The organism is Streptomyces sp. NPDC051662 (assembly GCF_040681655.1).
Lineage (GTDB): Bacteria > Actinomycetota > Actinomycetes > Streptomycetales > Streptomycetaceae > Streptomyces.
In genome coordinates, this window is sequence record NZ_JBFAZD010000005.1 from 113,713 (window position 1) to 137,035 (window position 23,323).

Here is a 23,323-nt window from a genome sequence, read left to right on the forward strand (position 1 = left end):
ACTATGTCTGATGCTGCGCAGCCCACCGCTGCCGAGGTACGCGCTGCCGCCGAGGCGGTCAAGGTAGCTCTGGACCGCCATCTCGCGGCGGTCGAACACCGCACGGGTGAGGACGACCCGGCTGTTTCCGACGCGTTCAACGCCCTCGCCGTCGCGGCCGAGGTCTATGACGAGCGGCTCTACAACCGGTACGACGAAGTCACCCCCTTCGAGATCCCGGACCCGGACGACTCACTGCCGCCCTACAACGGTCCCGAGGAGCCCAACGCCCTCAGCGTGCTGATCCGGCGTGACTACGCGGTCGTGGAGCCGCAGCGGCTGCTCGCACAGGCACAGCGCATCGCTGATGTGGAAGGGGACACCGACAACGGAGGAGTGGCGGGCGGCAGTGTGCACGCCGCCCTCGGTGTGCTCTTCGGTGAGTACGAACCCGACGAGATCGCCTCCCGGCACAAGGAGTTCGGCCTTGAGGAGGGCGACTCCACCCTCTGGGTGTCCGCCGCGGACGACCTCCCCGAGCCGGGGGAGTGGCTTTCGGCCCCCTTCGACCAGGCCGATCCCCAGCAGGTGGTCTGCCGCTTCGATGTCAGCGCGGTCTTCGACGAGGACGATCTCGACGCGGACATCGACGACCTGGAGGAACAGGACGCCTGACGTCCTCCCGCCCGCGCCGGCCGGGCCCCGGTGGGCGCGGCGCGGGCGGTACGGACGTACCGGACACGGTCTGGTCGATCCGGGCGCGGCTCAGCCCGGCTGCGCCGCCGGGGCCAGCAGGCTCTCGATCAGCGGGCGCAGTCTGGTGGTCCGCTCCTGGGACGGGACGTCCGTCACGGCGCGCGGAAGCGCCTGGTCGACGCCGTGCACCACGGACAGATGGCGGTCGCCCCGGCTGAAGGCCGTATAGACCCATGGGCGGCTCAGCCCCCGCGCGGCATCGCCGGGGAGCACCACGACCGCCGCGGGCCAGCGCATCCCCGCCGCCTGGTGCGCGGTGAGCGCCCAGCCGTGGCGTACGGCCGACTCCACCCGGTCCCTGGGCACGACGACCTCCGCGCCCTCGCAGTCGAGACGCAGCCCCTCGGCGTCCGCGGAGACCACCGCCCCCTGGAGCGTCCGGCCGGGCGAGGGCACGTAGGCGATCCTGTCCCCCGGGTCGAAGCCGCCGAACCGGCCGGGGCCGGGGTTGAGCCGCTCCTTGAGCGCCGTATTCAGGGCGCGGGTGCCGGCCGAGCCGCCATGGCCCACGGTGATCACCTGCGTCTGTCCGGCGGCCACCCCGAAGGCGCGCGGCACCGACTCGGCCACCAACTGCACCGTGCGGTGCACCGCCTCGCCCGCGTCCCGCACCGGAACGATCACGACCTCCTTGCCGGGGGCCTCGACCTGGTGCAGCTCACCGACGCCGATGCCCGAGACCAGCTCGCCGATCGGCCCCGGGTCGGGGGTACGGGAGGCGAGCCGCGGGCACACCGCGGCGGCCAGCAGATCGGCGAACACCCGGCCCGCGCCCGCCGACCACAGGACTCCGGGGTCACCGCTGAGGACCAGACGGCTGCCGTCGGGCAGTGACTCGACGATCATCGCGGCCGTCTCGACATCGAGTTGTGGCGCGTCCAGCACGACCAGGAGATCGAGCGCGAACATGCCGTCCGCGTCCCGTCCGACGCCTTCCGTGCCCGCCAGCAGCCCCGCCACGGTGACGGCTCCCGCCGTCGCGTCCAGTCGGTCACGGCCGTTCTCGCTGTGTGTCGCGACGACCGCGCGCACCCCGAGCGCGCGGGCCGCCCCGGCCAGGGCGACCGGCTCGGCGCGCGCGGCCTCACCACCGGTGTGCAGGACGAGCCCATGGCCGGCGACCGCGCGGATCAGCTCGGCCGCCGCGCGCGGGGCCCCCGCCGCGGCCTCGTCCCAGGAGTCCTCCGGCCCGTTCTTGACCAGCCGCGCGAGCCCGTCGGCAAGGCTCTCCTCGGCGAGCGCGTACCGGTCGAGTCCCAGCAGCACCGGGGCCGGCGGACCGGCCTCGGCCGTGTCCGTACCGTCGGCCGGCTCCTCTTCCGCCACGGCCCCGCCGTCCTCCGCGCCGACGCCGGAACCGTCCTCGAAGCCGTCCTCGAAACCGCCTCCGAAGCTGCCCTCCGCGCCCTCCTGGAACACCAGCACCGCGCCCTCGGCGATCGCGTGCCGCACCGCCTCGTGAGGGTCGGGCACCGCGTGCTCGGCCAGCGCGTCCCGTACCGACGTGGCCTCAAGCGCGGTGTGCCCCTGGAGCGCGGCCCGCTCCAGCAGCCAGCCGACGAGCGCCGCGGCCCGCCGTTCGTCACCGGGGCCGCACGCCGCCCCCAGCAGGGCGCGCGCGAACCCGTCGGCCTGCTCGGGCCTCACCCCGGCGACGGCGAGCAGCTGCCACGGGTCCTCGCGCAGCACCTCCGCCGCCTGCTCCCCGAGCGCGGCGGCGACCTGCCCCGCGAGCGCCTCGGGCGCACCGCCCAGCGCGAGCACGGCCCGTACGGCGGACACCGCCTCTGCCGGGACGGCGCGCGAAGCCGGCGCGGGCGCGGACGAGAGGCCCGACGAGAGGCCCGAGGGAGCGGCCGACGCGGGCTCAGCGGCGCGTGGAGACGGCTGGGCGCGCTCCGGGGCGGCGGACGCGCGCGGGGCCAGCAGCGACCGGTCCACGGGCGCGCCGCTCTCCACGGCCCGTACGGCGGCGAGCAGATCGGCGGCCCGCCCGCTCAGTTTCGTGCCGGCGGCGATGGGGCCGGCCTTCTCCGCCTTGCGCTGCTCGATCCGCTCCCGCAGCTCCCGCTGCGCGGCCAGCTCGGCGGCGGCCTCGGACACCTCGGCCGCTGCGGTCTCGGCCGCCGCCGTCCCGCCCCCGGCCGTCTCGTCCTCTCCGTCCGGCGCGTCCGCGCCGGGACTGTCCGCGCCGGGACCGTCCGTGCTGGGACTGTCCGCGTCCTCCGCGGTGTGCTCGGTGGCGGTCTCGGCCGCCCCCGCGGCGGTGTCGCGGTCCGTACTCACAGCGTGCTCCAGTCCTGGTCGGGATAGCGGTGCACGGGCGCCGACACATCGTCGAGCGCCTGGCAGATCTCGTCAGGAAGACTAAGGCTCTCCACTGACAGGGCGGCCGTGAGCTGCTGCGCGTTGCGCGCGCCGATGATCGGCGCCACCACTCCGGGGCGGTCCCGTACCCACGCCAGCGCCACTTCCAAGGGGGTCGTGGCGAGCCCTTCCGCCGCCGTCGCGACCGCGTCCACGATCCGGCTCGCTGCCTCGTCCAGATACGGCTCGACGAACGGGGCAAGCAGCTCGGAGGCGCCCCGGGAATCGGGCGGTGTGGTGTGCCGGTACTTGCCGGTGAGCACCCCGCGCCCGAGCGGTGACGAGGGCAGCAGCCCGACCCCCAGATCGATCGCGGCAGGCAGCACCTCCCGCTCCACCCCGCGCTGCAGCAGGGAGTACTCCATCTGACTGCTGGCCAGCCGGGTCCGTATACCGGGCGAGGCGAGCTGCCAGGTGGCGGCCTTGGCCAGCTGCCAGCCGCAGAAGTTCGACACCCCCGCGTACCTGGCCCGCCCGCTGGTGACCGCGATATCGAGCGCGTGGAGCGTCTCCTCCAGCGGTGTGCCGGTGTCGAAGGCGTGGATCTGCCACAGATCCACATAGTCCGTGCCCAGCCGCTCCAGGGAGGCGTCCAGCGCGGCGAGCAGATGCCCGCGCGAGCCGTCGAAGCGCCGGTAGGGGTCGGGCACACTCCCGGCCTTGGTCGCGATGATCAGATCGCGGCGTGGAACGAGCCGTTCGACGAGTTGACCGAGCAGATATTCGGCCTCACCGCCGCCGTACACGTCCGCCGTGTCGATCAGCGTGCCACCCGCTTCCCAGAAGGCCTTCAACTGGTCGGCGGCGTCGTGCTCGTCGGTGTCCCGTCCCCAGGTCAGGGTGCCGAGCCCGATCCTGGACACGCGCAGGCCGGTTCGGCCGAGATGCCTCTGCTCCATGGCTGCTGAGATTACTGGCCATGGCCCCACGCGGAGAGAGCCTGTGGACAACCCGCCCCTGACGGATCGCCGTATCGCGCGCTAGAGTCCCGGACACAGGGACGTTACTCATCGGTAAGGGAGTGGTTATGCGGCTCGGCATCAACCTCGGATACTGGGGCGCGGGGATGGACGGCGACAACCTCGCCGTCGCGCAGGAGGCCGACCGGCTCGGCTACGACGTCTGCTGGGCGGCCGAGGCGTACGGCTCCGACGCGCCGACCGTACTGAGCTGGGTCGCCGCGCAGACCGAGAGCATCGACGTCGGCTCCGCGATCCTCCAGATCCCGGCGCGCCAGCCCACGATGACGGCCATGACCGCCGCCACCCTCGACTCCCTCTCCGGTGGCCGGTTCCGGCTCGGCCTCGGCGTCTCGGGACCGCAGGTCTCCGAGGGCTGGTACGGAGTGAGGTTCGACAAGCCCCTCGCGCGTACCCGGGAGTACGTGGAGATCGTCCGCAGGGCCATGACCCGTGAGCGGCTGTCGTACGAGGGCGAGCACTGGACGCTGCCGCTGCCCGGTGGCCCAGGCAAGCCGCTGAAGCTCACCGTCCACCCGGAGCGCGAGCGCATCCCGCTCTACATCGCCGCGATCGGTCCCAAGAACCTGGAGCAGACCGGCGAGATCGCCGACGGCGCGCTGCTGATCTTCCCCTCCGCCGAGCATCTGGAGGACACGGCGATCCGGCATCTGCGGGCGGGCCGTGAGAAGGCCGGGCTGACCATGGACGGTTTCGATGTCTGCCCCACCGTGCCGATCGCGGTCGGTGAGGACGTCAACGCGCTGGCCGATGTCTTCCGTCCGTACACCGCGCTCTATGTGGGCGGGATGGGCAGCCGCAAGCAGAACTTCTACAACCAGCTCGCCCGGCGCATGGGGTACGAGAAGGAGGCCACCGAGATCCAGGACAAGTACCTCGCGGGCGACAAGAACGGCGCGGCGGCGGCCGTACCGCACGAGCTGATCGACTCGACCGCGCTGCTCGGCTCCGTGGAGCGGATCGCCGACCGGATGGGGGCGTACGCCGCCGCCGGTGTCACCACGCTGACCCTCGCGCCGTCCGGCTTCACGCTCGACGAGCGGATCGCCGCGCTCCGCGTCGGTACGGAGGCCCTGGAGCGCGCCGGGCTGGTGTCGTAGCCGCCGAGGCCCTTGTCCGTCCCGGCTGTTGTATCGACCCGTAGCGACCCGTAGTCGGCATAGCCCGAACGGGCTACCGGACCGGCGGGCCCGTACGCGAAGTCCGCGGTGGCGCAGGGAGACGTACGAAGGCGCCCGGCCGGAAGTCCGCGGCCGTGGTGGGGGCTCGGGGAGTCTTCCCCGCCACGGCCGTCATGTACGACAACGCCTCCCGGCCCCGCTCGGTTACGCGCCGGGGCTTCGTTCGCGCTCCTTCTTTCGGCTCAGCCGGCCGGCGTAGCTGTTGCCTGTTCCCCCACACCCCATTTGACTCGGTTTCTGCGGATGTCTGTATGGAGGTGGCAGTGATGCTCTCGGCCCGAAGCCTGTTCCAGGAGATCCTGGACGACGATCGCTCCTTCCGGCTCTTCTGCTCCATCGCGGCCAGCGGCGAGGCGCAGGGAGGGTGGGAGAACGGCCGGATCGCCGCTCTGGTGCCTGAGTCCATGCGGGATCTCGCTCCGAAGATCGCCCGGCACGGCGCCGACGAGGACAAGCACGGCCGGATCTTCAACGCCCTGCTGCGCAGGCGCGGACTCCAGCCGGTCGCCGTGCCGGCGGATACGGACTACACCACGCTGCTGGAGCGGCAGGGCATCGGGCTCACCCACACGAAGCTGCGCCGTGACGAGCCGCTGACCGAGGAGGACATCCTCGTCTATCTCGCACACAGCCGGATCACCGAGCAGCGGGCCGCCGACCAGATGGTGATGCTGGTCAGATACTTCGGCGACAACCCCGAGGTCGGCAAGGCCGTCAAGATGATCAGCAATGACGAGGACAACCATCTCGCCTACTGCCACGAGGAACTGCTGCGGCTGGCCCGCGCGGGCCATGGCCGTACGATCCAGCGCATCATGCGGCACTGCGCCCTGTCCGAGATCAGGGTCTACCGTCAGGTGAGTCTGGCCGTGATGGGCCGGATGGGCCGGATCCTGGGCTGGCCGGCGCCCAAGTCGGCGGCGCTCGCGGCGGGGATCCACGCCATCTACGCGTACGAACGGCTCATCGGCTGGCGGCGGATGGTCACGCTCGTGATGCCGGAGCGGCGCGACGCGCTCGGCGGGTCACCGACCGCCGCGCCGGCCTTCTGAGCCCCTGGGATTCCCGTCCCTCAGAGCCAGCCGCGACGCTTGAACGCCCGGTGCAGCCCGAAGACCACGACCACCATGAACACGAGCACGGCCGGGTACGCCCACACATACCGCAGCTCGGGCATGTGCTTGAAGTTCATGCCGTAGATCCCCGCGACCAGCGTGGGGACGGCGGCCATGGCCGCCCACGCCGAGATCTTCCGCATGTCGTCGTTCTGCCGCACCCCCATCTGCGCGAGATGCGCGGCCAGGATGTCGGAGAGCAGCCGGTCAAGCCCCTCCACCTGCTCATTGGCGTGCAGCAGATGGTCGTTGACGTCCCGGAAGAACAACTGCGAGCCCGTGTCGACGAACGGCACCCCAGGACCCGCCAGCCGGGCCATCGGCGATGCCAGCGGGCCGGTGGCCCGGCGGAACTCCATCACCTGACGCTTGAAGTTGTAGATCCGTTCCGCGGTCGACATCACCGGGCCAGGACCGGACCCCGGCCCCGGCTTGGCCGACCCGGAGCCGCCGTCGCCCCCGTTCGGCGAGAAGACCTGCTCCTCCAGCTCCTCCAGATCGAGCTGGAGCTCCCCGGCCACCTCGATGTAGTCGTCCACGACCGCGTCGCTGACCGCGTAAAGGACCGCCGTGGGGCCGTGCTTGAGGACCTCAGGCTCCGCTTCGAGCCGTTGCCGTACGGCCGTCAGCGGAGCGCCCTCGCCGTGCCGGACCGTCACCACGAAGGAGTCGCCGACGAAGACCATCAGCTCACCGGAGGTGACGACGTCGCGTTCGTCGTCGTACCGCACCGGTTTGAGGACCACGAACAGCGAGTCGTCGTAGATCTCCAGCTTGGGCCGCTGATGCGCGGTGAGCGCGTCCTCCACGGCCAGCGGATGCAGCCCGAACTCGCTGCTCACAAGGTCGAACTCGTGCGCCGTGGCCTCGTGCAGCCCGAGCCAGAGGAACGCGTCGCCCGTGGCGCGCGCCTCGGCGAGGGCGTCGGAGAAGTCGGCGGGGCCGTCGGTACGGCGTCCGTCGCGGTAGATGGCACAGTCCACGATCACGGCGGGCATTCTCCCCTCTCGGCGCCCCGCCCGCATCCTCCGGGCCCGCACCGGCCCATGACGCCGCCGTACCGACCGCCTACGCTGGCGGGCATGGCCACGTTGATCCTCGTACGTCATGGACGGTCCACCGCCAACACCGCGGGGCTGCTCGCGGGCTGGACGCCGGGCGTCGCCCTCGACGAGCGCGGCGCCGCCCAGGCCGCGGCGCTGCCCGGGCGCCTGGCGGGGGTGCCGATCGCTGCCGTCGTCAGCAGTCCGTTGCAGCGCTGTCTGGAGACCCTTCAGCCGCTGCTGGCGGCCCGGCCGGAGCTGGCGGTCCAGACCGACGACCGGATCGGGGAGTGCCACTACGGCGACTGGTCGGGCCGCAAGCTCGCCGAGCTGGCCGACGAGCCGCTGATGACGGTCGTGCAGCAGCATCCCTCCGCCGCGGTCTTCCCCGGGGGCGAGTCGATGCGCGCGATGCAGACACGCGCGGTGGACGCCGTACGGGAGTGGAACGCGCGCGTCGACGAGGAGCACGGCGAGGACGCCGCCTTCCTGATGTGCTCGCACGGCGACATCATCAAGGCGCTCGTGGCGGACGCCCTGGGCATGCATCTGGATCTCTTCCAGCGGATCCATGTGGACCCCTGCTCGGTCACGGCGGTCCGCTACACCCGGCTGCGCCCCTTTGTGGTGCGGCTCGGCGACACCGGCGATCTCGCCGGGCTGGCGCCGCGGGAGAACACCGGCGGCGGCAGCGGGGTCGTGGGGGGCGGAGCGGGAGCACCGTGATCGCTCCGCGCAGTAGGGTGGACGCGCCGTCCGCGCGATCCCGGGGCTTCCCGGGACCCGTGGCCCGCCCATCGCGCTTGCCGACCCATCGCCATGACCGATGTGCCGTTACCGACGATTTCCAAGGGAGATCAGGACGTGTCCCGTCAGGTGTTCCTCTACGACCCACCGGACCGCTTCGTGGCCGGTACGGTCGGGCTGCCTGGACGCCGTACGTTCTTCCTGCAGGCTTCCGCCGCAGGGCGCGTCACCAGCGTCGCCCTGGAGAAGACCCAGGTGGCCGCGCTCGCCGAGCGGATCGATGAGCTGCTCGACGAGGTCGTACGCCGTACCGGCGGCAATGCCCCTGTACCCGCCATGGCGCCCTCCGACGTCTCCGACTCCGCGCCGCTCGACGCCCCGGTGGAGGAGGAGTTCCGGGTCGGCACGATGGCGCTGGCCTGGGACGGCGACGAACAGCGCATGATCGTCGAGGCCCAGGCGCTCGTCGAGCTGGACGCCGACAGCGACGAGGATCTCGCCGAGGCCGAGGAACGACTGCTCCAGGACGAGGAGAACGGTCCGCCGATGCTCCGCGTCCGGCTGACCGGCGCCCAGGCCAGGGCCTTCGCCAAACGTGCTCTGGACGTGGTCAACGCCGGCCGCCCGCCGTGCCCGCTGTGCAGCCTGCCGCTCGACCCGGAAGGACACGTATGCCCGCGCCAGAACGGATACCGCCGGGGAGCGTGACGCCGGTCGATCTTCTCGCCAAGGGCGAGCTGACGGTGCTCGGGCGTATCCGCGAGGCGTCCAACGCGGTGCTCTACTGCTCCGTCTCGTACGAGGGCGAGGAGGCCCACTGCGTCTACAAACCCGTCGCGGGCGAGCGGCCCTTGTGGGACTTCCCCGACGGCACGCTGGCCCAGCGCGAGGTGGCGGCGTACGAGGTCTCCGAGGCGACCGGCTGGGGGCTGGTGCCCCCGACCGTGCTGCGGGACGGCCCCTACGGCGAGGGCATGTGCCAGCTGTGGATCGAGGCGGACACGGACGGCGCCGCGGCACCACTGCTGGCCCTCGTGGCGGACGAGGAGCCAGGCGAGGGCTGGAAGGCGGTCGGCCTCGCCGAAGTCGGCGAGGGGGAGACCGCCCTGCTGGTGCACGCGGACGACGAGCGGCTGCGACGCCTCGCCGTGCTCGACGCGGTGATCAACAACGGTGACCGCAAGGGCGGCCATCTGCTGCCCGCGCCCGAGGGGCGGCTGTACGCCATCGACCACGGCGTCACCTTCAACGTCGAGGACAAGCTGCGCACCCTGCTCTGGGGATGGGCGGGCGAGCTCCTGCCCGCCCAGACGCTGGAGGTGCTCGGCAGGCTGGCGGAGACCTTGGCGGAGGGCGCGCCCCTCGCCACCCGGCTGGCCGAACTCCTCACGCCGGCCGAGACCGACGCCATTCGGTCCCGCGTGGGTGAACTGCGCCACACGGGCCGCCATCCGGAGCCCTCCGGCCAGTGGCCCGCGATCCCCTGGCCACCGGTCTGACCACGGCGCGAGAGCGGCACGGGCACGGGGCGTGCGAGCTCGGGCGCCGGTACCTCCGGCCGCCCCGATCAGCCGGCGGCGGATCGCGCAAGAGGGCCCAACCGGCCAGGACCGCCCATCCGGTTCGTATGCGGAACCGCCATCCGGTTACGCTCATGACATGTATGCCTGGCCCGCTTCCGAGGTCCCCGCCCTGCCTGGCAAGGGCCGCGACCTCAGGATTCACGACACCTCGACCAATGGCCGAGTCACCCTTGAGCCCGGTCCCGTCGCCCGGATCTATGTCTGCGGCATCACGCCGTACGACGCGACCCACATGGGGCACGCGGCGACCTACAACGCGTTCGACCTCGTTCAGCGCGTGTGGCTCGACACCAAGCGGCAGGTTCACTACGTCCAGAACGTGACCGATGTCGACGATCCGCTGCTGGAGCGGGCGCGGCGCGACGGCGAGGACTGGGTCGGGCTGGCGGAGCGCGAGACGGCGCTCTTCCGGGAGGACATGACCGCCCTTCGGATGCTGCCGCCGCGGCACTACATCGGCGCCGTGGAGGCGATACCGGGCATCGTGCCGCTGGTGGAGCGGCTGCGTGACGCGGGGGCCGCGTACGAACTCGACGGCGACGTCTACTTCTCGGTCGAGGCCGACCGGCACTTCGGCGAGGTCTCGCGCCTCGATGCCGAAACGATGCGGCTGCTCTCCGCCGAGCGCGGCGGCGACCCCGACCGGCCCGGCAAGAAGAACCCCCTCGACCCGATCCTCTGGATGGCCGCGCGTCCGGGCGAGCCGAGCTGGGACGGCGGCAGCCTGGGCCGCGGCCGGCCCGGCTGGCACATCGAGTGTGTGGCCATCGCCCTGGACCATCTGGGCATGGGCTTCGACGTCCAGGGCGGCGGCAGCGATCTGGCCTTCCCGCACCACGAGATGGGCGCCTCGCACGCGCAGGCACTGACCGGCGAGCACCCGTTCGCCCAGGCGTATGTGCACGCCGGGATGGTCGCCCTGGACGGCGAGAAGATGTCCAAGTCCAAGGGCAATCTGGTCTTCGTCTCGACGCTGCGCCGTGAGGGCGTGGACCCGGCGGCGATCAGGCTCGCGCTTCTCGCGCACCACTACCGCTCCGACTGGGAGTGGACCGACCAGGTGCTCCAGGACGCCGTCGGGCGGCTGGCGCGCTGGCGGGCCGCGGTGTCGCGGCCCGACGGGCCCTCGGCCGAGGCGCTGGTCGACGAGATCCGTACGGCTCTCGCGGACGATCTGGACGCCCCCGCGGCGCTCGTGGCCGTCGACCGCTGGGCGGCGCTCCAGGACACCACGGGCGGTACGGACGAGGGAGCGCCCGGAGTGGTGTCGCGCGCCGTCGACGCGCTGCTCGGCGTCGCGCTGTAGTCACGCCACGAGGAATCCCGCACGTGGCGGGTACGGGAGCGGGGCGGTGCCAGGAAGGCACCGCCCCGCTCTTGGTTCGTACGTACCGTACGCCCCGGTCTTTCCGCTCCCGAGACGCGTTCAGTCCTCGGAGGAGCCGTCCTCGTCATCGGGACCCGTGTCCCGGTCGGGACCCGGCTCCCCGTCAGAACCCGTGTCCGGCGCGGCTCCTGAGCCCCGCTCGGGACCCGGACCCTGCTCGGGGCCCTTGCCCGTGTCGGGGCCACCGCGCGGCGGTTTCTGCGGGCGGCGCCGGCCACCTGGCGTGTCGCGCAGATAGGACGGACCCTCACCACTCTCCGAGGCATGGCTCGGGGGTCCCTGGCCGGGATCGCCGTCACGCCGCCGCAGATACCGCTCGAACTCCCGGGCGATGGCCTCACCCGACGCCTCGGGAAGCTCCGCGGTGTCCCGCGCCTCCTCCAGCGACTGGACGTACTCCGCCACCTCGCTGTCCTCGGCGGCCAGTTGGTCCACCCCCAGCTGCCACGCCCGTGCGTCCTCGGCCAGTTCACCCTGTGGGATCCGGAGACCGATGAGATCTTCCAGCCGGTTGAGGAGCGCCAGTGTGGCCTTCGGGTTGGGCGGCTGCGACACATAGTGCGGTACGGCGGCCCACAGACTCACCGCGGGCACACCCGCGTGCGTACAGGCCTCCTGGAGAATCCCCACGATGCCGGTCGGCCCCTCGTACCGGGTCTCCTCCAGGTCCATCGTCCTGGCCAGATCCGTGTCGGAGGTGACCCCGCTGACCGGCACCGGCCGGGTGTGCGGGGTGTCGCCGAGCAGCGCGCCCAGGATGACCACCATCTCCACGCCCAGCTCATGGGCGAAGCCCAAGAGCTCGTTGCAGAACGAGCGCCAGCGCATGGACGGCTCGATCCCCCGGACCAGCACCAGATCGCGGGGCTTCTCACCGCCGACCCGCACCACGGAGAGCCGGGTGGTCGGCCAGGTGATCTTCCGCAGGCCGCCCTCCAGATAGACCGTGGGCCGGTTGACCTGGAAGTCGTAGTAGTCCTCGGCGTCCAGCGCCGCGAACACCTCGCCCTTCCACTCCCGGTCCAGATGCGCCACCGCGGTGGAGGCCGCGTCGCCCGCGTCGTTCCAGCCCTCGAACGCGGCCACCATGACCGGGTCGATCAGCTCGGGAACCCCGTCGAGCTCGATCACCCAGTGCCTCCTTCCGAAGTTCCCTCTTGTTACGCACAACCTTACGGCTTCACACCTGCCCGCCCGCAGCCCGTGCCCGGCCGGGTGAACTTCTCCGTACCGGGGCATAGCCCGAGGAGTCACGGTCCCGCACCGACGATTCATCCGAGCTGTGATCGTAATTTTCGTCCCGGCCCTGGACGATCGGGCGCCCGCGACGCTATACATCGGATGACCAAAAGAGATCCGATGTTCTTCTCAAGGGGCGTGTATGAGTCAGACCGTCACGGGATTCGAGGTTCATGACATCCGCTTCCCGACCTCGGAACAGCTCGACGGCTCCGACGCCATGAACCCGGATCCCGATTACTCGGCCGCCTATGTGGTCCTGCGTACCGACGACGGTGCGGAGGGCCATGGCCTCTGCTTCACCATCGGGCGCGGAAATGACGTCACCGCTGCGGCCATCGGAGCGCTGCGCCCCTATGTCGTCGGGCGCCCGGCCCCCCGTACCGCGGCCGATCTCGCCGCGCTCTCCACCGAACTGACCCATGACTCGCAACTGCGCTGGCTCGGCCCGGAGAAGGGCGTGATGCACATGGCGGCGGGCGCCGTCATCAACGCCGCCTGGGATCTGGCGGCCAAGAGCGCGGGCAGACCCGTCTGGGAGTTCCTCGCCGCGATGACGCCGGAAGAGATCGTCTCGCTCGTCGACTTCCGCTATCTGACGGACGCCCTCACCCCGGACGAGGCGCTGGACATCCTGCGTGCCGCGGAGCCGGGGCGCGCCGAGCGCACCGCCAGGCTGCGGGCCGAGGGCTACCCCGCGTACACCACCTCGCCCGGCTGGCTCGGCTACGACGACGCCAAGCTGGTGACGCTCGCCGAGCAGGCGGTCGCCGACGGCTTCGAACAGATCAAGCTGAAGGTCGGCGGCGATCTCGACGACGACATCCGCCGGATGAAGCTGGCCCGCGCCGCCGTCGGCCCCGATATCCGGATCGCCGTCGACGCCAACCAGCGCTGGGACGTGTCCGAGGCGCTGCGCTGGATGTCGGCCCTCGCGCCGTACGAACCGCACTGGATCGAGGAGCCGACCAGCCCCGACGACATCCTCGGCCACGCCGCGATCCGGGCCGGCCAGCCGGTCAAGGTGGCCACCGGCGAGCATGTCGCCAACCGGGTCGTCTTCAAGCAACTGCTCCAGGCCGGCGCCGTCGACTATGTCCAGATCGACGCGGCCCGGGTCGCCGGTGTCAACGAGAATCTGGCGATCCTCCTGCTCGCGGCCAAGTTCGGCGTGCCCGTCTGCCCGCACGCGGGCGGTGTCGGGCTCTGCGAACTCGTCCAGCATCTCTCGATGTTCGACTACATCGCCGTCTCCGGCAGTCTGGAGGGCCGGGTCATCGAGTACGTCGACCATCTCCACGAGCACTTCGCCGACCCGGCGGTGGTCGTCTCCGCGCGCTATCTGGCACCGAGCGCACCGGGCTTCTCCGCCCGGATGCTCCCGGAGTCCATCGCCGCGCACAGCTATCCCGACGGGCCCGTCTGGCAGGCCCGTCGCACCACCGAGGAGGCCGGCGCATGACCGCCGCGGAGTCAGGACAGACGCAGGATTTCGCGGGGCTCGGCGCGCTGGTGACCGGCGGCGCCTCCGGGATCGGGGCGGCGGTCGCGCGGCTGCTGCTCGCCCGGGGCGCCAAGGTCGCCGTACTGGACCGCGAGAGCACCGGAGCGCCCGCGGGAACACTGGCCCTCACCGCCGATGTCACCGACGACCTGGCGGTACGGGCGGCCGTGGACGCGGCGGCCGAGGAGTTCGGCGGGCTGCACACGGTCGTGTCCAACGCGGGGATCGGCGCGATCGGCACCGTCGCGGACAACTCCGACGAGGAGTGGCTGCGGGTCCTCGACATCAATGTGCTCGGCATGGTCCGCACCGCCCGGCACGCCCTGCCCCATCTGCGCCGGTCGGCCACCGAGCGGCCCGGCTGCGTCTCGATCACCCATACCTGCTCCATCGCCGCCACCGCGGGGCTGCCCCAGCGTGCCCTGTACAGCGCCAGCAAGGGCGCGGTCCTCTCGCTGACCCTGGCGATGGCCGCCGACCATGTCCGTGAGGGCATCCGCGTCAACTGCGTCAACCCCGGTACCGCCGATACGCCCTGGGTCGGCAGACTGCTCGACCAGGCCCAGGACCCCGCGGCCGAACGCGCCGCCCTCGAAGCGCGCCAGCCCACCGGACGGCTGGTCGGCGCGGACGAGGTCGCCGCCGCCGTCGCCTATCTCGCCTGCCCGGCCGCCGCCGCCGTCACCGGCACGGCGCTCCCGGTCGACGGCGGAATGCAGGGCCTGCGCCTGCGCCCCGCCTGAGCCGTACTCACGCATGCAACAGGGACAAAGGACGGTACAAACCATGCCGCGACACCCCGTGGAACGCCCCCCACTCCGTAGACTCCGCACGACAAGCGCCTCCGCCTGCGCCGTGCTGCTGGCCGTGACCGCCCTGGCGGGCTGCAACCGCGACCAGGGCAGCGACGCGGCGGGCGGCGGCAAGGTCGGTATCGACCTGCCGCGCAGCGACAGCGACTTCTGGAACTCCTACCAGCAGTACGTCGAGAAGGGCGTCAAGGACGGCGAGGTCGACGCGCTCTCCCTGACCAACTCGCAGAACGACATCGGCAAACTCGTCTCCAATGTCCAGGTCTTCACCGACCAGGGCGCCAAGGCCGTCGTCATGGCGCCGCAGGACACCGGGGCGATCGCGGAGACGCTCCAGACACTGAGCGAGAAGAAGATCCCCGTCATCAGCGTCGACACCCGGCCCGACAAGGGCGATGTCTACATGGTCGTACGGGCCGACAACCGCGCGTACGGCCAGAAGGCCTGCGAGTACCTGGGCGAGCAGCTCAAGGGAAAGGGCAAGGTCGTCGAGTTCCAGGGCGACCTCTCCTCCATCAACGGCCGTGACCGTTCGGAGGCGTTCAAGTCCTGCATGGACCAGAAGTTCCCCGGCATCGAGGTCTTCGAGCTGGCCACCGAGTGGAAGGGCGACGTCGCCTCGGCGAAGCTCCAGTCGACCCTGGCCGCCCACCCCGACATCAACGGCATCTATATGCAGGCGGGCGGTGTCTTCCTCCAGCCGACACTGGCCCTGCTGGAGCAGAAGAAGCTCCTCAAGGCGCCCGGTGAGGCGGGGCACATCACGATCATCTCCAATGACGGCATCCCGGAGGAGCTGGACGCGATCCGGGAGGGGAAGATCGACGCCACGGTCTCCCAGCCGGCCGATCTGTACGCCAAGTACGCGCTGTACTGGGCGAAGCAGGCGCTCGCGGGCACCGAGCCCAAGGAGGGGCCGACCGACCACGACTCCACGATCATCAAGATCCCGAACGGCTTCGAGGACCAGCTCCCCGCGCCGCTGGTGACCAAGGAGAACGTGGACGACCCGAAGCTCTGGGCCAACCAGCTGGAGAAGAAGAGCTAGCCATGGAACAGCAGCAGCGGGCCCCCGCCGCGGTCCACGCGGAAGGCATCGTCAAGCGCTTCGGTCCCACGGTGGCACTCGACGGTGTCCGGCTCACCGTACGGCCCGGCGAGTCCCACGCCCTCGTCGGTCGCAATGGCGCGGGCAAGTCCACCCTGGTCAGCGTCCTCACCGGGCTGCACAGACCGGACGCGGGAGAGGTGACCTTCGGCGGCGAGCCCGCGCCCGCCTTCGGGGACACCTCGGCCTGGCAGTCCAAGGTCGCCTGTGTGTATCAGAAGTCGATGGTCGTGCCCGATCTGACCGTCGCCGAGAACCTGTTCCTCAACGACTACGGGGTGCGGGGATCCGGGCCGGGCGCCCGCCGCCTCATCAGCTGGCGGGGGCTGCGCGGGCAGGCGCGCGAACTGCTGGCCGGGTACGGGGTCGATGTCGACCCCGACGCCCGCGCCAAGGATCTCCCCGTCGAGCAGCGGCAGTTCGTCGAGATCGCGCGGGCGCTGTCCTTCGGCGCCCGGCTCATCATCCTGGACGAGCCCACGGCGCAGCTCGACGCGCGCGGCATACAGCGGCTCTTCGACAAGCTGCGGGAACTGCGCGGCCAGGGCGTGGCGTTCCTCTTCATCTCCCACCATCTCCAGGAGGTGTACGAACTGTGCACCGCCGTCACGGTCTACCGGGACGCCCGCCATGTGCTGACCGCTCCGGTCGCCGAGCTGTCCAAGGCGGAGCTGGTGACGGCGATGACCGGGGAGTCCGCGGGCACGGCCACCGCCTGGCACGCCGCGCGCGCGGACGCGACGGACGGGACGGACCCGTCGCTCGCGTCCGGCGAGCCCGACGCGGGCGACCCGGCCGCGGAGCCCGTGCTGACGACCGAAGCGCTGGCGCTGGAGGGCGAGTTCGAACCGCTGGATCTCGCCGTGCGCCCCGGTGAGGTGCTCGGCCTCGCCGGAGCCGCGGCCAGCGGCAACACCGCGCTCGGCGAGACGCTCGCCGGGATGCGTACGGCCACCTCGGGACGGATCTCCGTACGCGGCCGTACGGTGCGGCCGGGCAGCGTTCCGCACGCGCTGGACGCGGGCATCGGGTACATCCCCGAGGACCGGCACCGCCAGGGGCTCGTCCTGGACCGCAGCGTCGCCGAGAACGCCACGCTCACGGTCACCGACCAGCTCGGCCCGTGGGGGACCGTACTGCCCTCGCGGACCAGGGAGTTCGCCAGAGCCATGATCAAGTCGCTGGACATCAAGACCCAGGGCCCGGAACAGCCGGTCTCGGGGCTGTCCGGGGGCAATCAGCAGAAGGTCGTCGTCGCCCGCGCCCTGGCGCGCGGACCCAGCGTACTGATCGCCCTGCGGCCCACCGCGGGCGTCGACGTCAAATCGAAGGACTCGCTGCTCGGCGTGGTGCGCGGGGTGGCCGACGAGGGCAGCGCGGCCGTGATCGTCTCGGACGAGCTGGACGATCTGCGGGTGTGCGACCGGGTACTCGCCCTGTTCCACGGGCGTGTGGTGGCTTCGTTCGGAAGTGGGTGGACCGACCGGGAACTGGTCGCCGCCATGGAAGGTGTGGGGGAGCGGGAATGACCGAGACGATGCGTCCGCCGGTGGCCGAGGAGGCCGACGGCGCGAACCCGCTGAACCGGCTCCGGCTCATCCGGTGGAGCGACTTCTCGCTGGTGCCGGTGATCCTGGTGCTGATGGTGATCGGCTTCATCGTCTCGCCGGTCTTCCTCACCTCCAGCAATCTGATCAGCGTCGTCCAGCAGTCCTCCGAGCTGAGTCTGCTGGTGCTCGGCCAGGCGCTGATCCTGATCTGCGGCCGGATGGACCTGTCGCTGGAGTCGACGATCGGGATCGCGCCGGTCATCGCCATGTGGCTGGTACTGCCCTCCGAGGGCGGCCGGTTCGCCGGGCTGGACCTGCTGCCGGTCTGGATGGCCATCCCCGCCTGTCTGCTGGTCGGTATGGCCATCGGCGTGGTCAACGGCTTCCTGATGCTCAAGCTGCGCGTCAACGGCTTCATCGCCACCCTCGGCATGCTCACCATGCTGCGCGGACTCCATATCGGTATCACCGAGGGCAAGTCGATCACCGATGTCCCCGAGTCCTTCCGGTACTTGGGCAAGACCGACTGGCTGGGCGCCCCCGCCGCCGTCTGGATCTGTCTGGCGCTCTTCGCGATCGGCGGCGCGGCGCTCGCCTGGCTGCGGCACGGCCGTTCGCTGTACGCCATCGGCGGCAACCCGGAGGCGGCCCGTGCCGCCGGGATCCGGGTGGACCGGATCACCTGGATCGTGCTCGCCGTCGGCGGGCTGCTCGCGGCCTTCGCGGGCGTCCTCTACACCGGCCACTACGGCTCGGTCGCGGCCACCCAGGGCAATGGCTGGATCTTCCAGGTGTTCGCCGCCGCGGTGATCGGGGGCATCAGCCTGAAGGGCGGGCGCGGCACGCTCTTCGGGGCGCTGACCGGGGTGCTGACCCTTCAGCTGGTGGTCAATGTGATGACGCTCGGGGGTGTGCCCGCGCTCTGGAACCAGTTCCTGAACGGCGCGATCATCATCGTGGCGCTGGTCATCTCGCGCTTCGCGAGCGGCGAGAAGCAGGACTGACCCGCTGGGGCCCGCCTCCGGAGGAGACTCGGAGGGCGGGCCCCGCTGCGGCACCTCAGAGGGTGGATCTCAGCCACATCTCCACACTCGCGATATGGACCGTCGCCCAGGACCGGGCCGCTTCGGCGTCCCGGTCCCTGAGCGCTGCCAGGATCGCCCGGTGCTCGTGGAGCGTACGGCTGACCGCGTCCTCCTGGGTCAGCCCGCGCCAGATCCTGGCCCGGGTGGTGGGCCCGGAGAGCCCGTCCAGGAGCGAGCAGAGCACCGAGTTGCCCGACGACTGCACGATCCCCCGGTGGAACTCCAGATCGGCGGCGACCAGCTGCTCCACCGAGGGCCGCTCTCCCAGAGCGTCCAACTGGGCGCTCAGCGAGTCGAGTTCGGCCTCGGTTATCCGGCTGCTCGCCATCGCGGTGGCGGCCGGCTCCAGGATGCGCCGTACGGCCAGGAACTCCAGCACCGTGTCGTCCCGGTGGAAGTCCACGACAAAGCTGAGCGCTTCCAGCAGCAGCTGGGGATCGAGGCTGGTCACATACGTGCCGTCGCCCTGCCGTACGTCGAGGATGCGGATCAGCGACAGGGCGCGCACCGCCTCGCGCAGGGAGTTGCGGGACAGTCCCAGCTCGGCGGCGAGTTCGCTCTCCTTGGGCAGCCGGTCGCCCGGGCGCAGCGCGCCGGAGACGATCATTCCCTTGATCTTCTCGATGGCCTCGTCGGTGACAGCCATGGGGCGACCTCCATACATCCGATGTATCGGCCCCCATTATGCGTCTCCGAACGCCGAGGAGGGGCACCCCCGGCAGGGAGCGCCCCTCAATTCGTACGGATTTACGCTGAGGTCCGTCCGGCGAGCAGCGCGTCGACCCGGGAGCGGATGTCCTCCGTGTCCAGGCCGCGGATCGTCAGCGTCGTACGGCGGCGCAGTACGTCATCCACCGTCTCGGCCCACTCGTGGTCCCGGGCGTAGACGACCTGTGCCCAGATCTCCGGCGCGTCCGGGTGGATCCGCTCGCTCAGCGCCGGGTACTCGTTCGCCAGCCGCACGATGTCGAAGGCCAGCGAGCCGTAGTGGGTGGCGAGATGGCGGGCGGTGTCCACCGCCATCGACGGGCCCGTGCCGCCGCCGTCGATCAGCAGCCGGTGGGCGACCGCGTTCGGGCTGGCGATCCCCGGCAGCGGCAGCTTCTTCGGCAGCCGGGAGACGGGCTCCATGCCCTGGCCGAGCGGATGGCCCGGCAGGGACTCCAGCTTGGCGAGCACCGTACGGCCGATATGGCGGAAGGTCGTCCACTTGCCGCCGGCGACCGACAGCATGCCGCCGCGGCCCTCGGTCACCACCGTCTCGCGCTTGGCCTTGGAGGTGTCGCCGGGACCGCCGGGCAGCACCCGCAGACCCGCGAAGGAGTAGGTGATCAGATCACGGGTCAGCTGCTGGTCGCGGACCGAGAACGCCGCCTCGTCCAGGATCTGGTGGATGTCCTTCTCATTGACCGCGACATCCCCGGGCTCGCCCTCGTACGCCTCGTCCGTCGTACCGAGCAGCAGCATGTCCTCCCAGGGGAGGGCGAAGGTGATGCGGTACTTGTCTATCGGGGTCGCGAGCGCGGCCTTCCACGGGGCGGTGCGCCTGAGCACCAGATGCGCGCCCTTGGAGAGCCGGATGGAGGGCGCCGCGTCCGGGTTCTCCATCTTCCGCAGGTGGTCGACCCAGGGGCCGGTGGCGTTGAGTACGAGCCGGGCGTCGACGCCGAACTCCGTACCGTCCATCCGGTCCCTGAGGTCGGCGCCTGTCACCCGCCCCTGGGTGAAGCGCAGTCCGGTGACCTCTGCGTGGTTGAGGACGGTGGCGCCCGAGTCGACGGCGGCGCGGACCGTCATCAGCGCCATCCGCGCGTCGTTCATCTGGTCGTCGCCGTAGACGGCCACGGCCTTCAGATTGTCCGTACGCAGTTCTGGCACGGCCTGCCGCGCCTTGGCCGGGCTGATCACATGGCCGACACCGTCACCGAACGCGGAGAGCGCGGAGTAGGCGAAGACGCCCGCGCCGAGCTTCGCCGCGCCGTGCGGTCCGCCCTTGTAGACCGGCAGATAGAAGGTGAGCGGATTGGCCAGATGCGGTGCCACCTGCCGGGACACCGCACGGCGCTCGAAGTGGTTCTCCGCCACCAGCCTCACCGCGCCGGTCTGCAGATAGCGCAGCCCGCCGTGGAGCAGCTTCGAGGAGGCGGACGACGTGGCGCCGGCGAAGTCGCCGCCGTCCACCAGGGCCACCCGCAGTCCCGACTGGGAGGCATGCCAGGCGGTGGAGATGCCCAGAATGCCGCCGCCGATCACCAGGAGGTCGTACGTCGCGTTGGACAGTTGATCCCGGGTCTCGGCGCGGGTCGGCAGGGAACCGCCGGCCGGGTGCGTCCCCAGTGCGGGAACGCGCTGCAGGGTGCTCATTCTTCACTCCTCTTCGGATCTCACCGGCTCACCGGCGAATGAGCTGACGGTTGGTCAGCTGCCGTCGTCGTCGAGCCAGCCCATGGTGCGCTCGACGGCCTTGAGCCAGTTCTTGTACTCGCGGTCACGGGTGGCCGCGTCCATCCGGGGCGTCCACTCGGCGGCCCGGCGCCAGTTGGCGCGCAGTGCGTCGGTGTCCGGCCAGAAGCCCACGGCCAGCCCCGCGGCGTAGGCGGCGCCGAGGCAGGTCGTCTCGGCGACCATCGGGCGCACCACGGGTGCGTCGAGGACGTCGGAGAGCGTCTGCATCAGCAGATTGTTGGAGGTCATCCCGCCGTCGACCTTGAGCGAGGTCAGCTCGACGCCGGAGTCCTTGGTCATGGCGTCGCTGATCTCCCGGGTCTGCCAGGCCGTGGCCTCAAGCACCGCGCGGGCGATATGCGCCTTGGTCACATAGCCGGTCAGACCGGCGATCACACCGCGGGCGTCGGGGCGCCAGTGCGGGGCGAAGAGACCGGAGAAGGCGGGGACGAAGTACGCGCCGCCGTTGTCCTCGACCGACGACGCCAGGGTCTCGATCTCGGCCGCGGAGTTGATCAGGCCCATCTGGTCACGCATCCACTGCACCAGCGAACCGGTCACCGCGATGGAGCCCTCCAGCGCGTACACCGCCTGCTGGTCCCCGATGCGGTAGCCGACGGTCGTCAGCAGGCCGTTGTACGAGTTGACCGGCTTGTGCGCGGTGTTCATCAGCATGAAGGTGCCGGTGCCGTAGGTCGACTTGGCCTCGCCCTCGGCGAAACAGGTCTGGCCGAACAGCGCCGCCTGCTGGTCGCCGAGCGCGGAGGCGACCGGGATGCCGTCCAGAGCGCCGCCCTTGGCGTTTCCGTACACCTCGGCGGAGGAACGGATCTCCGGCAGGATCGCGGCCGGGACCCCCATCGAGTCCAGGATCTTCGGGTCCCACGCCATGGTGTGCAGATTCATCAGCATCGTGCGGGAGGCGTTGGTGACGTCCGTGACATGCACCCCGCCGTCGGTGCCGCCGGTCAGATTCCAGATCACCCAGGAATCCATGGTGCCGAAGAGGATGTCGCCGCGCTCGGCGCGCTCGCGCAGCCCCTCGACATTGTCGAGCAGCCAGCGGGCCTTCGGCCCCGCGAAGTAGCTCGCCAGCGGCAGGCCCGTCTCACGGCGGAAGCGGTCCTGGCCGACATTGCGGCCGAGTTCCCGGCAGAGCGCGTCGGTGCGGGTGTCCTGCCAGACGATGGCGTTGTGGACGGGCTCGCCGGTGTTCCTGTCCCAGAGCAGGGTGGTCTCGCGCTGGTTGGTGATGCCGATGGCCTTGACGTCGGCGGAGGTGATGCCCGCCTTCTCGATGGCACGGGCCACGACTTCCTGGACGTTCGTCCAGATCTCCTTGGCGTTGTGTTCCACCCAGCCCGGCTTGGGAAAGATCTGCTCGTGCTCCTTCTGGTCGACCGCGACGATACGGCCGTCCCGGTCGAAGACGATGCAGCGGCTGGAGGTGGTGCCCTGGTCGATGGCCGCGATGAACGGCCCCGTCCCGTGGGAGGAGGTTCCGGTGGTGGTGGTGTGGCTCACGGTGTCTGCTCCTGTTCGATGCGGGGGTGAAGGGGGCTTACACGAGGGCCCAGTTGTAGTAACCGCCCGCCAGCGCCGCGCCGATCAGGGGCGCGACCACCGGGATCCAGGCGTACGTCCAGTCGGAGCCGCCCTTGTTGGGCAGCGGCAGGAGCGCGTGCACGATACGGGGGCCGAGGTCCCGGGCCGGGTTGATGGCGTACCCGGTGGGGCCGCCGAGCGAGAGACCGATGGCCACCACGACGAACGAGGTGATCAGGACACCGAGCGTGCCGAGGCCATTGCCCGAGTTGTTCAGGCCCTGGGTGAGGATCGCGATGACCAGGACGAATGTGGCGATGATCTCCGTCAGTACGTTCTGCAGTACGTTCCGGACCTCGGGTCCGGTGGAGAAGACGCCGAGCACCGGCCCCGCGCCGGGGGCCGTCTTCTGGTCCACGAGCCCTTCGACCGCGGGCTGTGCCTTGAGGATGTCCGGGTCGGTCAGATGCGCCTTGAACTGGCCCATATAGGCCACCCAGACCAGGAAGGCGCCGATCATCGCGCCCAGCATCTGGGAGCCGACGTAGAGCGGGACATCGCCCCACTTGATGCCGCCCTCGATCGCGAGGCCGAGAGTGACCGCGGGGTTGAGCAGAGCGCCGGAGAGGGGGGCCGACAGATACGCGCCGACCATGACGGCGAAGCCCCAGCCGAAGCTGATGGCGAGCCAGCCCGCGTTCTGTGCCTTGGAGCGCTTGAGAACGACGCCGGCGACCACGCCGCCACCGAGGAGGATCAGCAGGGCGGTGCCCGTGACCTCACCTATGAAGATGTCGAAGTTGGACACCCGAGACTCCTTCGTCCAGGGAAAGACAAACCGCCGGCTCACACCAGTGGTCCGTGCCCTCGGGCGAGGGCTAACGGCCCTTGGCGTTG

At 70.9% G+C, this 23,323-nt stretch carries 20 protein-coding genes; 12 read left to right on the forward strand and 8 right to left on the reverse strand.

Annotated features, from left to right (window positions below):
- The first annotated feature begins 3 nt into the window (after positions 1 to 3).
- Entirely contained in the window at positions 4 to 654 is a 651-nt protein-coding gene (locus AB0M67_RS10495) for a hypothetical protein (protein WP_030354640.1), read from the forward strand.
- A 90-nt stretch (positions 655 to 744) separates the two neighbouring features.
- On the opposite strand, the gene AB0M67_RS10500 is transcribed toward AB0M67_RS10495, so the two are convergent.
- Both AB0M67_RS10500 and AB0M67_RS10505 read right to left on the reverse strand, forming a co-directional pair.
- Positions 745 to 3,021 (reverse strand): ATP-dependent RecD-like DNA helicase, encoded by a 2,277-nt coding sequence (locus AB0M67_RS10500; RefSeq protein WP_365744684.1) that lies wholly within the window; start codon positions 3,019 to 3,021, stop codon positions 745 to 747.
- Complete coding sequence (locus AB0M67_RS10505) at positions 3,018 to 4,001, reverse strand: aldo/keto reductase (RefSeq protein ID WP_365744686.1); 984 nt, start codon at positions 3,999 to 4,001, stop codon at positions 3,018 to 3,020. Before AB0M67_RS10505 ends, AB0M67_RS10500 begins: the two co-directional genes overlap by 4 nt.
- A 128-nt stretch (positions 4,002 to 4,129) precedes the next feature.
- On the opposite strand from AB0M67_RS10505, the gene AB0M67_RS10510 reads away from it, so the two are divergent.
- Together AB0M67_RS10510 and AB0M67_RS10515 are read left to right on the forward strand one after the other, a co-directional pair.
- A complete protein-coding gene (locus AB0M67_RS10510; RefSeq protein WP_365744688.1) occupies positions 4,130 to 5,182 on the forward strand; it encodes an LLM class F420-dependent oxidoreductase in 1,053 nt (350 codons plus the stop codon).
- 347 nt (positions 5,183 to 5,529) lie between these two features.
- Positions 5,530 to 6,315 carry a ferritin-like domain-containing protein gene (locus AB0M67_RS10515; protein WP_365744690.1) on the forward strand — a complete coding sequence of 262 codons (786 nt, stop codon included), beginning with the start codon at positions 5,530 to 5,532 and terminating at the stop codon, positions 6,313 to 6,315.
- A 20-nt stretch (positions 6,316 to 6,335) separates the two neighbouring features.
- Here the strand turns inward: AB0M67_RS10515 and AB0M67_RS10520 are convergent, their stop codons facing one another.
- Positions 6,336 to 7,376 (reverse strand): magnesium and cobalt transport protein CorA, encoded by a 1,041-nt coding sequence (locus tag AB0M67_RS10520; protein ID WP_365744692.1) that lies wholly within the window; start codon positions 7,374 to 7,376, stop codon positions 6,336 to 6,338.
- An 84-nt stretch (positions 7,377 to 7,460) separates the two neighbouring features.
- On the opposite strand from AB0M67_RS10520, the gene AB0M67_RS10525 reads away from it, so the two are divergent.
- The 4 genes from AB0M67_RS10525 (at position 7,461) to mshC (ending at position 11,057) form a co-directional block, all read left to right on the forward strand.
- Positions 7,461 to 8,147: a histidine phosphatase family protein gene (locus tag AB0M67_RS10525; protein WP_365744694.1), complete on the forward strand. Its 687-nt coding sequence runs from the start codon at positions 7,461 to 7,463 to the stop codon at positions 8,145 to 8,147.
- Positions 8,148 to 8,285: 138 nt separating this feature from the next.
- A complete protein-coding gene (locus AB0M67_RS10530; protein WP_249951178.1) occupies positions 8,286 to 8,876 on the forward strand; it encodes a DUF3090 domain-containing protein in 591 nt (196 codons plus the stop codon).
- Positions 8,840 to 9,667, forward strand: a complete 828-nt coding sequence (locus AB0M67_RS10535) for an SCO1664 family protein (RefSeq protein WP_365744696.1) — start codon at positions 8,840 to 8,842, stop codon at positions 9,665 to 9,667. Before AB0M67_RS10530 ends, AB0M67_RS10535 begins: the two co-directional genes overlap by 37 nt.
- A 160-nt stretch (positions 9,668 to 9,827) precedes the next feature.
- Complete coding sequence (gene mshC, locus AB0M67_RS10540; protein ID WP_365744698.1) at positions 9,828 to 11,057, forward strand: cysteine--1-D-myo-inosityl 2-amino-2-deoxy-alpha-D-glucopyranoside ligase; 1,230 nt, start codon at positions 9,828 to 9,830, stop codon at positions 11,055 to 11,057.
- Positions 11,058 to 11,177: 120 nt separating this feature from the next.
- Here mshC and AB0M67_RS10545 read toward each other — a convergent pair whose 3' ends face one another.
- Positions 11,178 to 12,269, reverse strand: coding sequence for a PAC2 family protein (locus tag AB0M67_RS10545; RefSeq protein ID WP_365744700.1), 1,092 nt, complete (start codon positions 12,267 to 12,269; stop codon positions 11,178 to 11,180).
- A 250-nt stretch (positions 12,270 to 12,519) separates the two neighbouring features.
- Between AB0M67_RS10545 and AB0M67_RS10550 the strand changes: the two genes are divergently transcribed.
- From AB0M67_RS10550 to AB0M67_RS10570, 5 genes are read left to right on the forward strand one after another with little or no spacing between them, the layout of a single operon-like run.
- Entirely contained in the window at positions 12,520 to 13,839 is a 1,320-nt protein-coding gene (locus tag AB0M67_RS10550) for an enolase C-terminal domain-like protein (protein ID WP_365744702.1), read from the forward strand.
- Positions 13,836 to 14,624, forward strand: coding sequence for an SDR family oxidoreductase (locus tag AB0M67_RS10555; RefSeq protein ID WP_365744704.1), 789 nt, complete (start codon positions 13,836 to 13,838; stop codon positions 14,622 to 14,624). Before AB0M67_RS10550 ends, AB0M67_RS10555 begins: the two co-directional genes overlap by 4 nt.
- A 43-nt stretch (positions 14,625 to 14,667) precedes the next feature.
- Complete coding sequence (locus AB0M67_RS10560) at positions 14,668 to 15,741, forward strand: sugar ABC transporter substrate-binding protein (protein ID WP_365744706.1); 1,074 nt, start codon at positions 14,668 to 14,670, stop codon at positions 15,739 to 15,741.
- A gap of 2 nt (positions 15,742 to 15,743) precedes the next feature.
- Entirely contained in the window at positions 15,744 to 17,330 is a 1,587-nt protein-coding gene (locus tag AB0M67_RS10565) for a sugar ABC transporter ATP-binding protein (protein WP_365744708.1), read from the forward strand.
- On the forward strand, positions 17,327 to 18,355 hold the full coding sequence (locus AB0M67_RS10570) for an ABC transporter permease (protein WP_365744710.1): 1,029 nt from the start codon (positions 17,327 to 17,329) through the stop codon (positions 18,353 to 18,355). Before AB0M67_RS10565 ends, AB0M67_RS10570 begins: the two co-directional genes overlap by 4 nt.
- Before the next feature lie 55 nt (positions 18,356 to 18,410).
- Here the strand turns inward: AB0M67_RS10570 and AB0M67_RS10575 are convergent, their stop codons facing one another.
- The 4 genes from AB0M67_RS10575 to AB0M67_RS10590 all read right to left on the reverse strand — a co-directional run bounded on the left by AB0M67_RS10575 (position 18,411) and on the right by AB0M67_RS10590 (position 23,234).
- Complete coding sequence (locus AB0M67_RS10575) at positions 18,411 to 19,082, reverse strand: FadR/GntR family transcriptional regulator (RefSeq protein ID WP_365744712.1); 672 nt, start codon at positions 19,080 to 19,082, stop codon at positions 18,411 to 18,413.
- Between the two features lie 101 nt (positions 19,083 to 19,183).
- On the reverse strand, positions 19,184 to 20,800 hold the full coding sequence (locus AB0M67_RS10580) for a glycerol-3-phosphate dehydrogenase/oxidase (RefSeq protein ID WP_365744714.1): 1,617 nt from the start codon (positions 20,798 to 20,800) through the stop codon (positions 19,184 to 19,186).
- Positions 20,801 to 20,854: 54 nt separating this feature from the next.
- Positions 20,855 to 22,405, reverse strand: coding sequence for a glycerol kinase GlpK (glpK, locus tag AB0M67_RS10585; protein WP_365744716.1), 1,551 nt, complete (start codon positions 22,403 to 22,405; stop codon positions 20,855 to 20,857).
- Positions 22,406 to 22,442: 37 nt separating this feature from the next.
- On the reverse strand, positions 22,443 to 23,234 hold the full coding sequence (locus AB0M67_RS10590) for an MIP/aquaporin family protein (protein ID WP_365744718.1): 792 nt from the start codon (positions 23,232 to 23,234) through the stop codon (positions 22,443 to 22,445).
- Positions 23,235 to 23,323 lie beyond the last annotated feature (89 nt).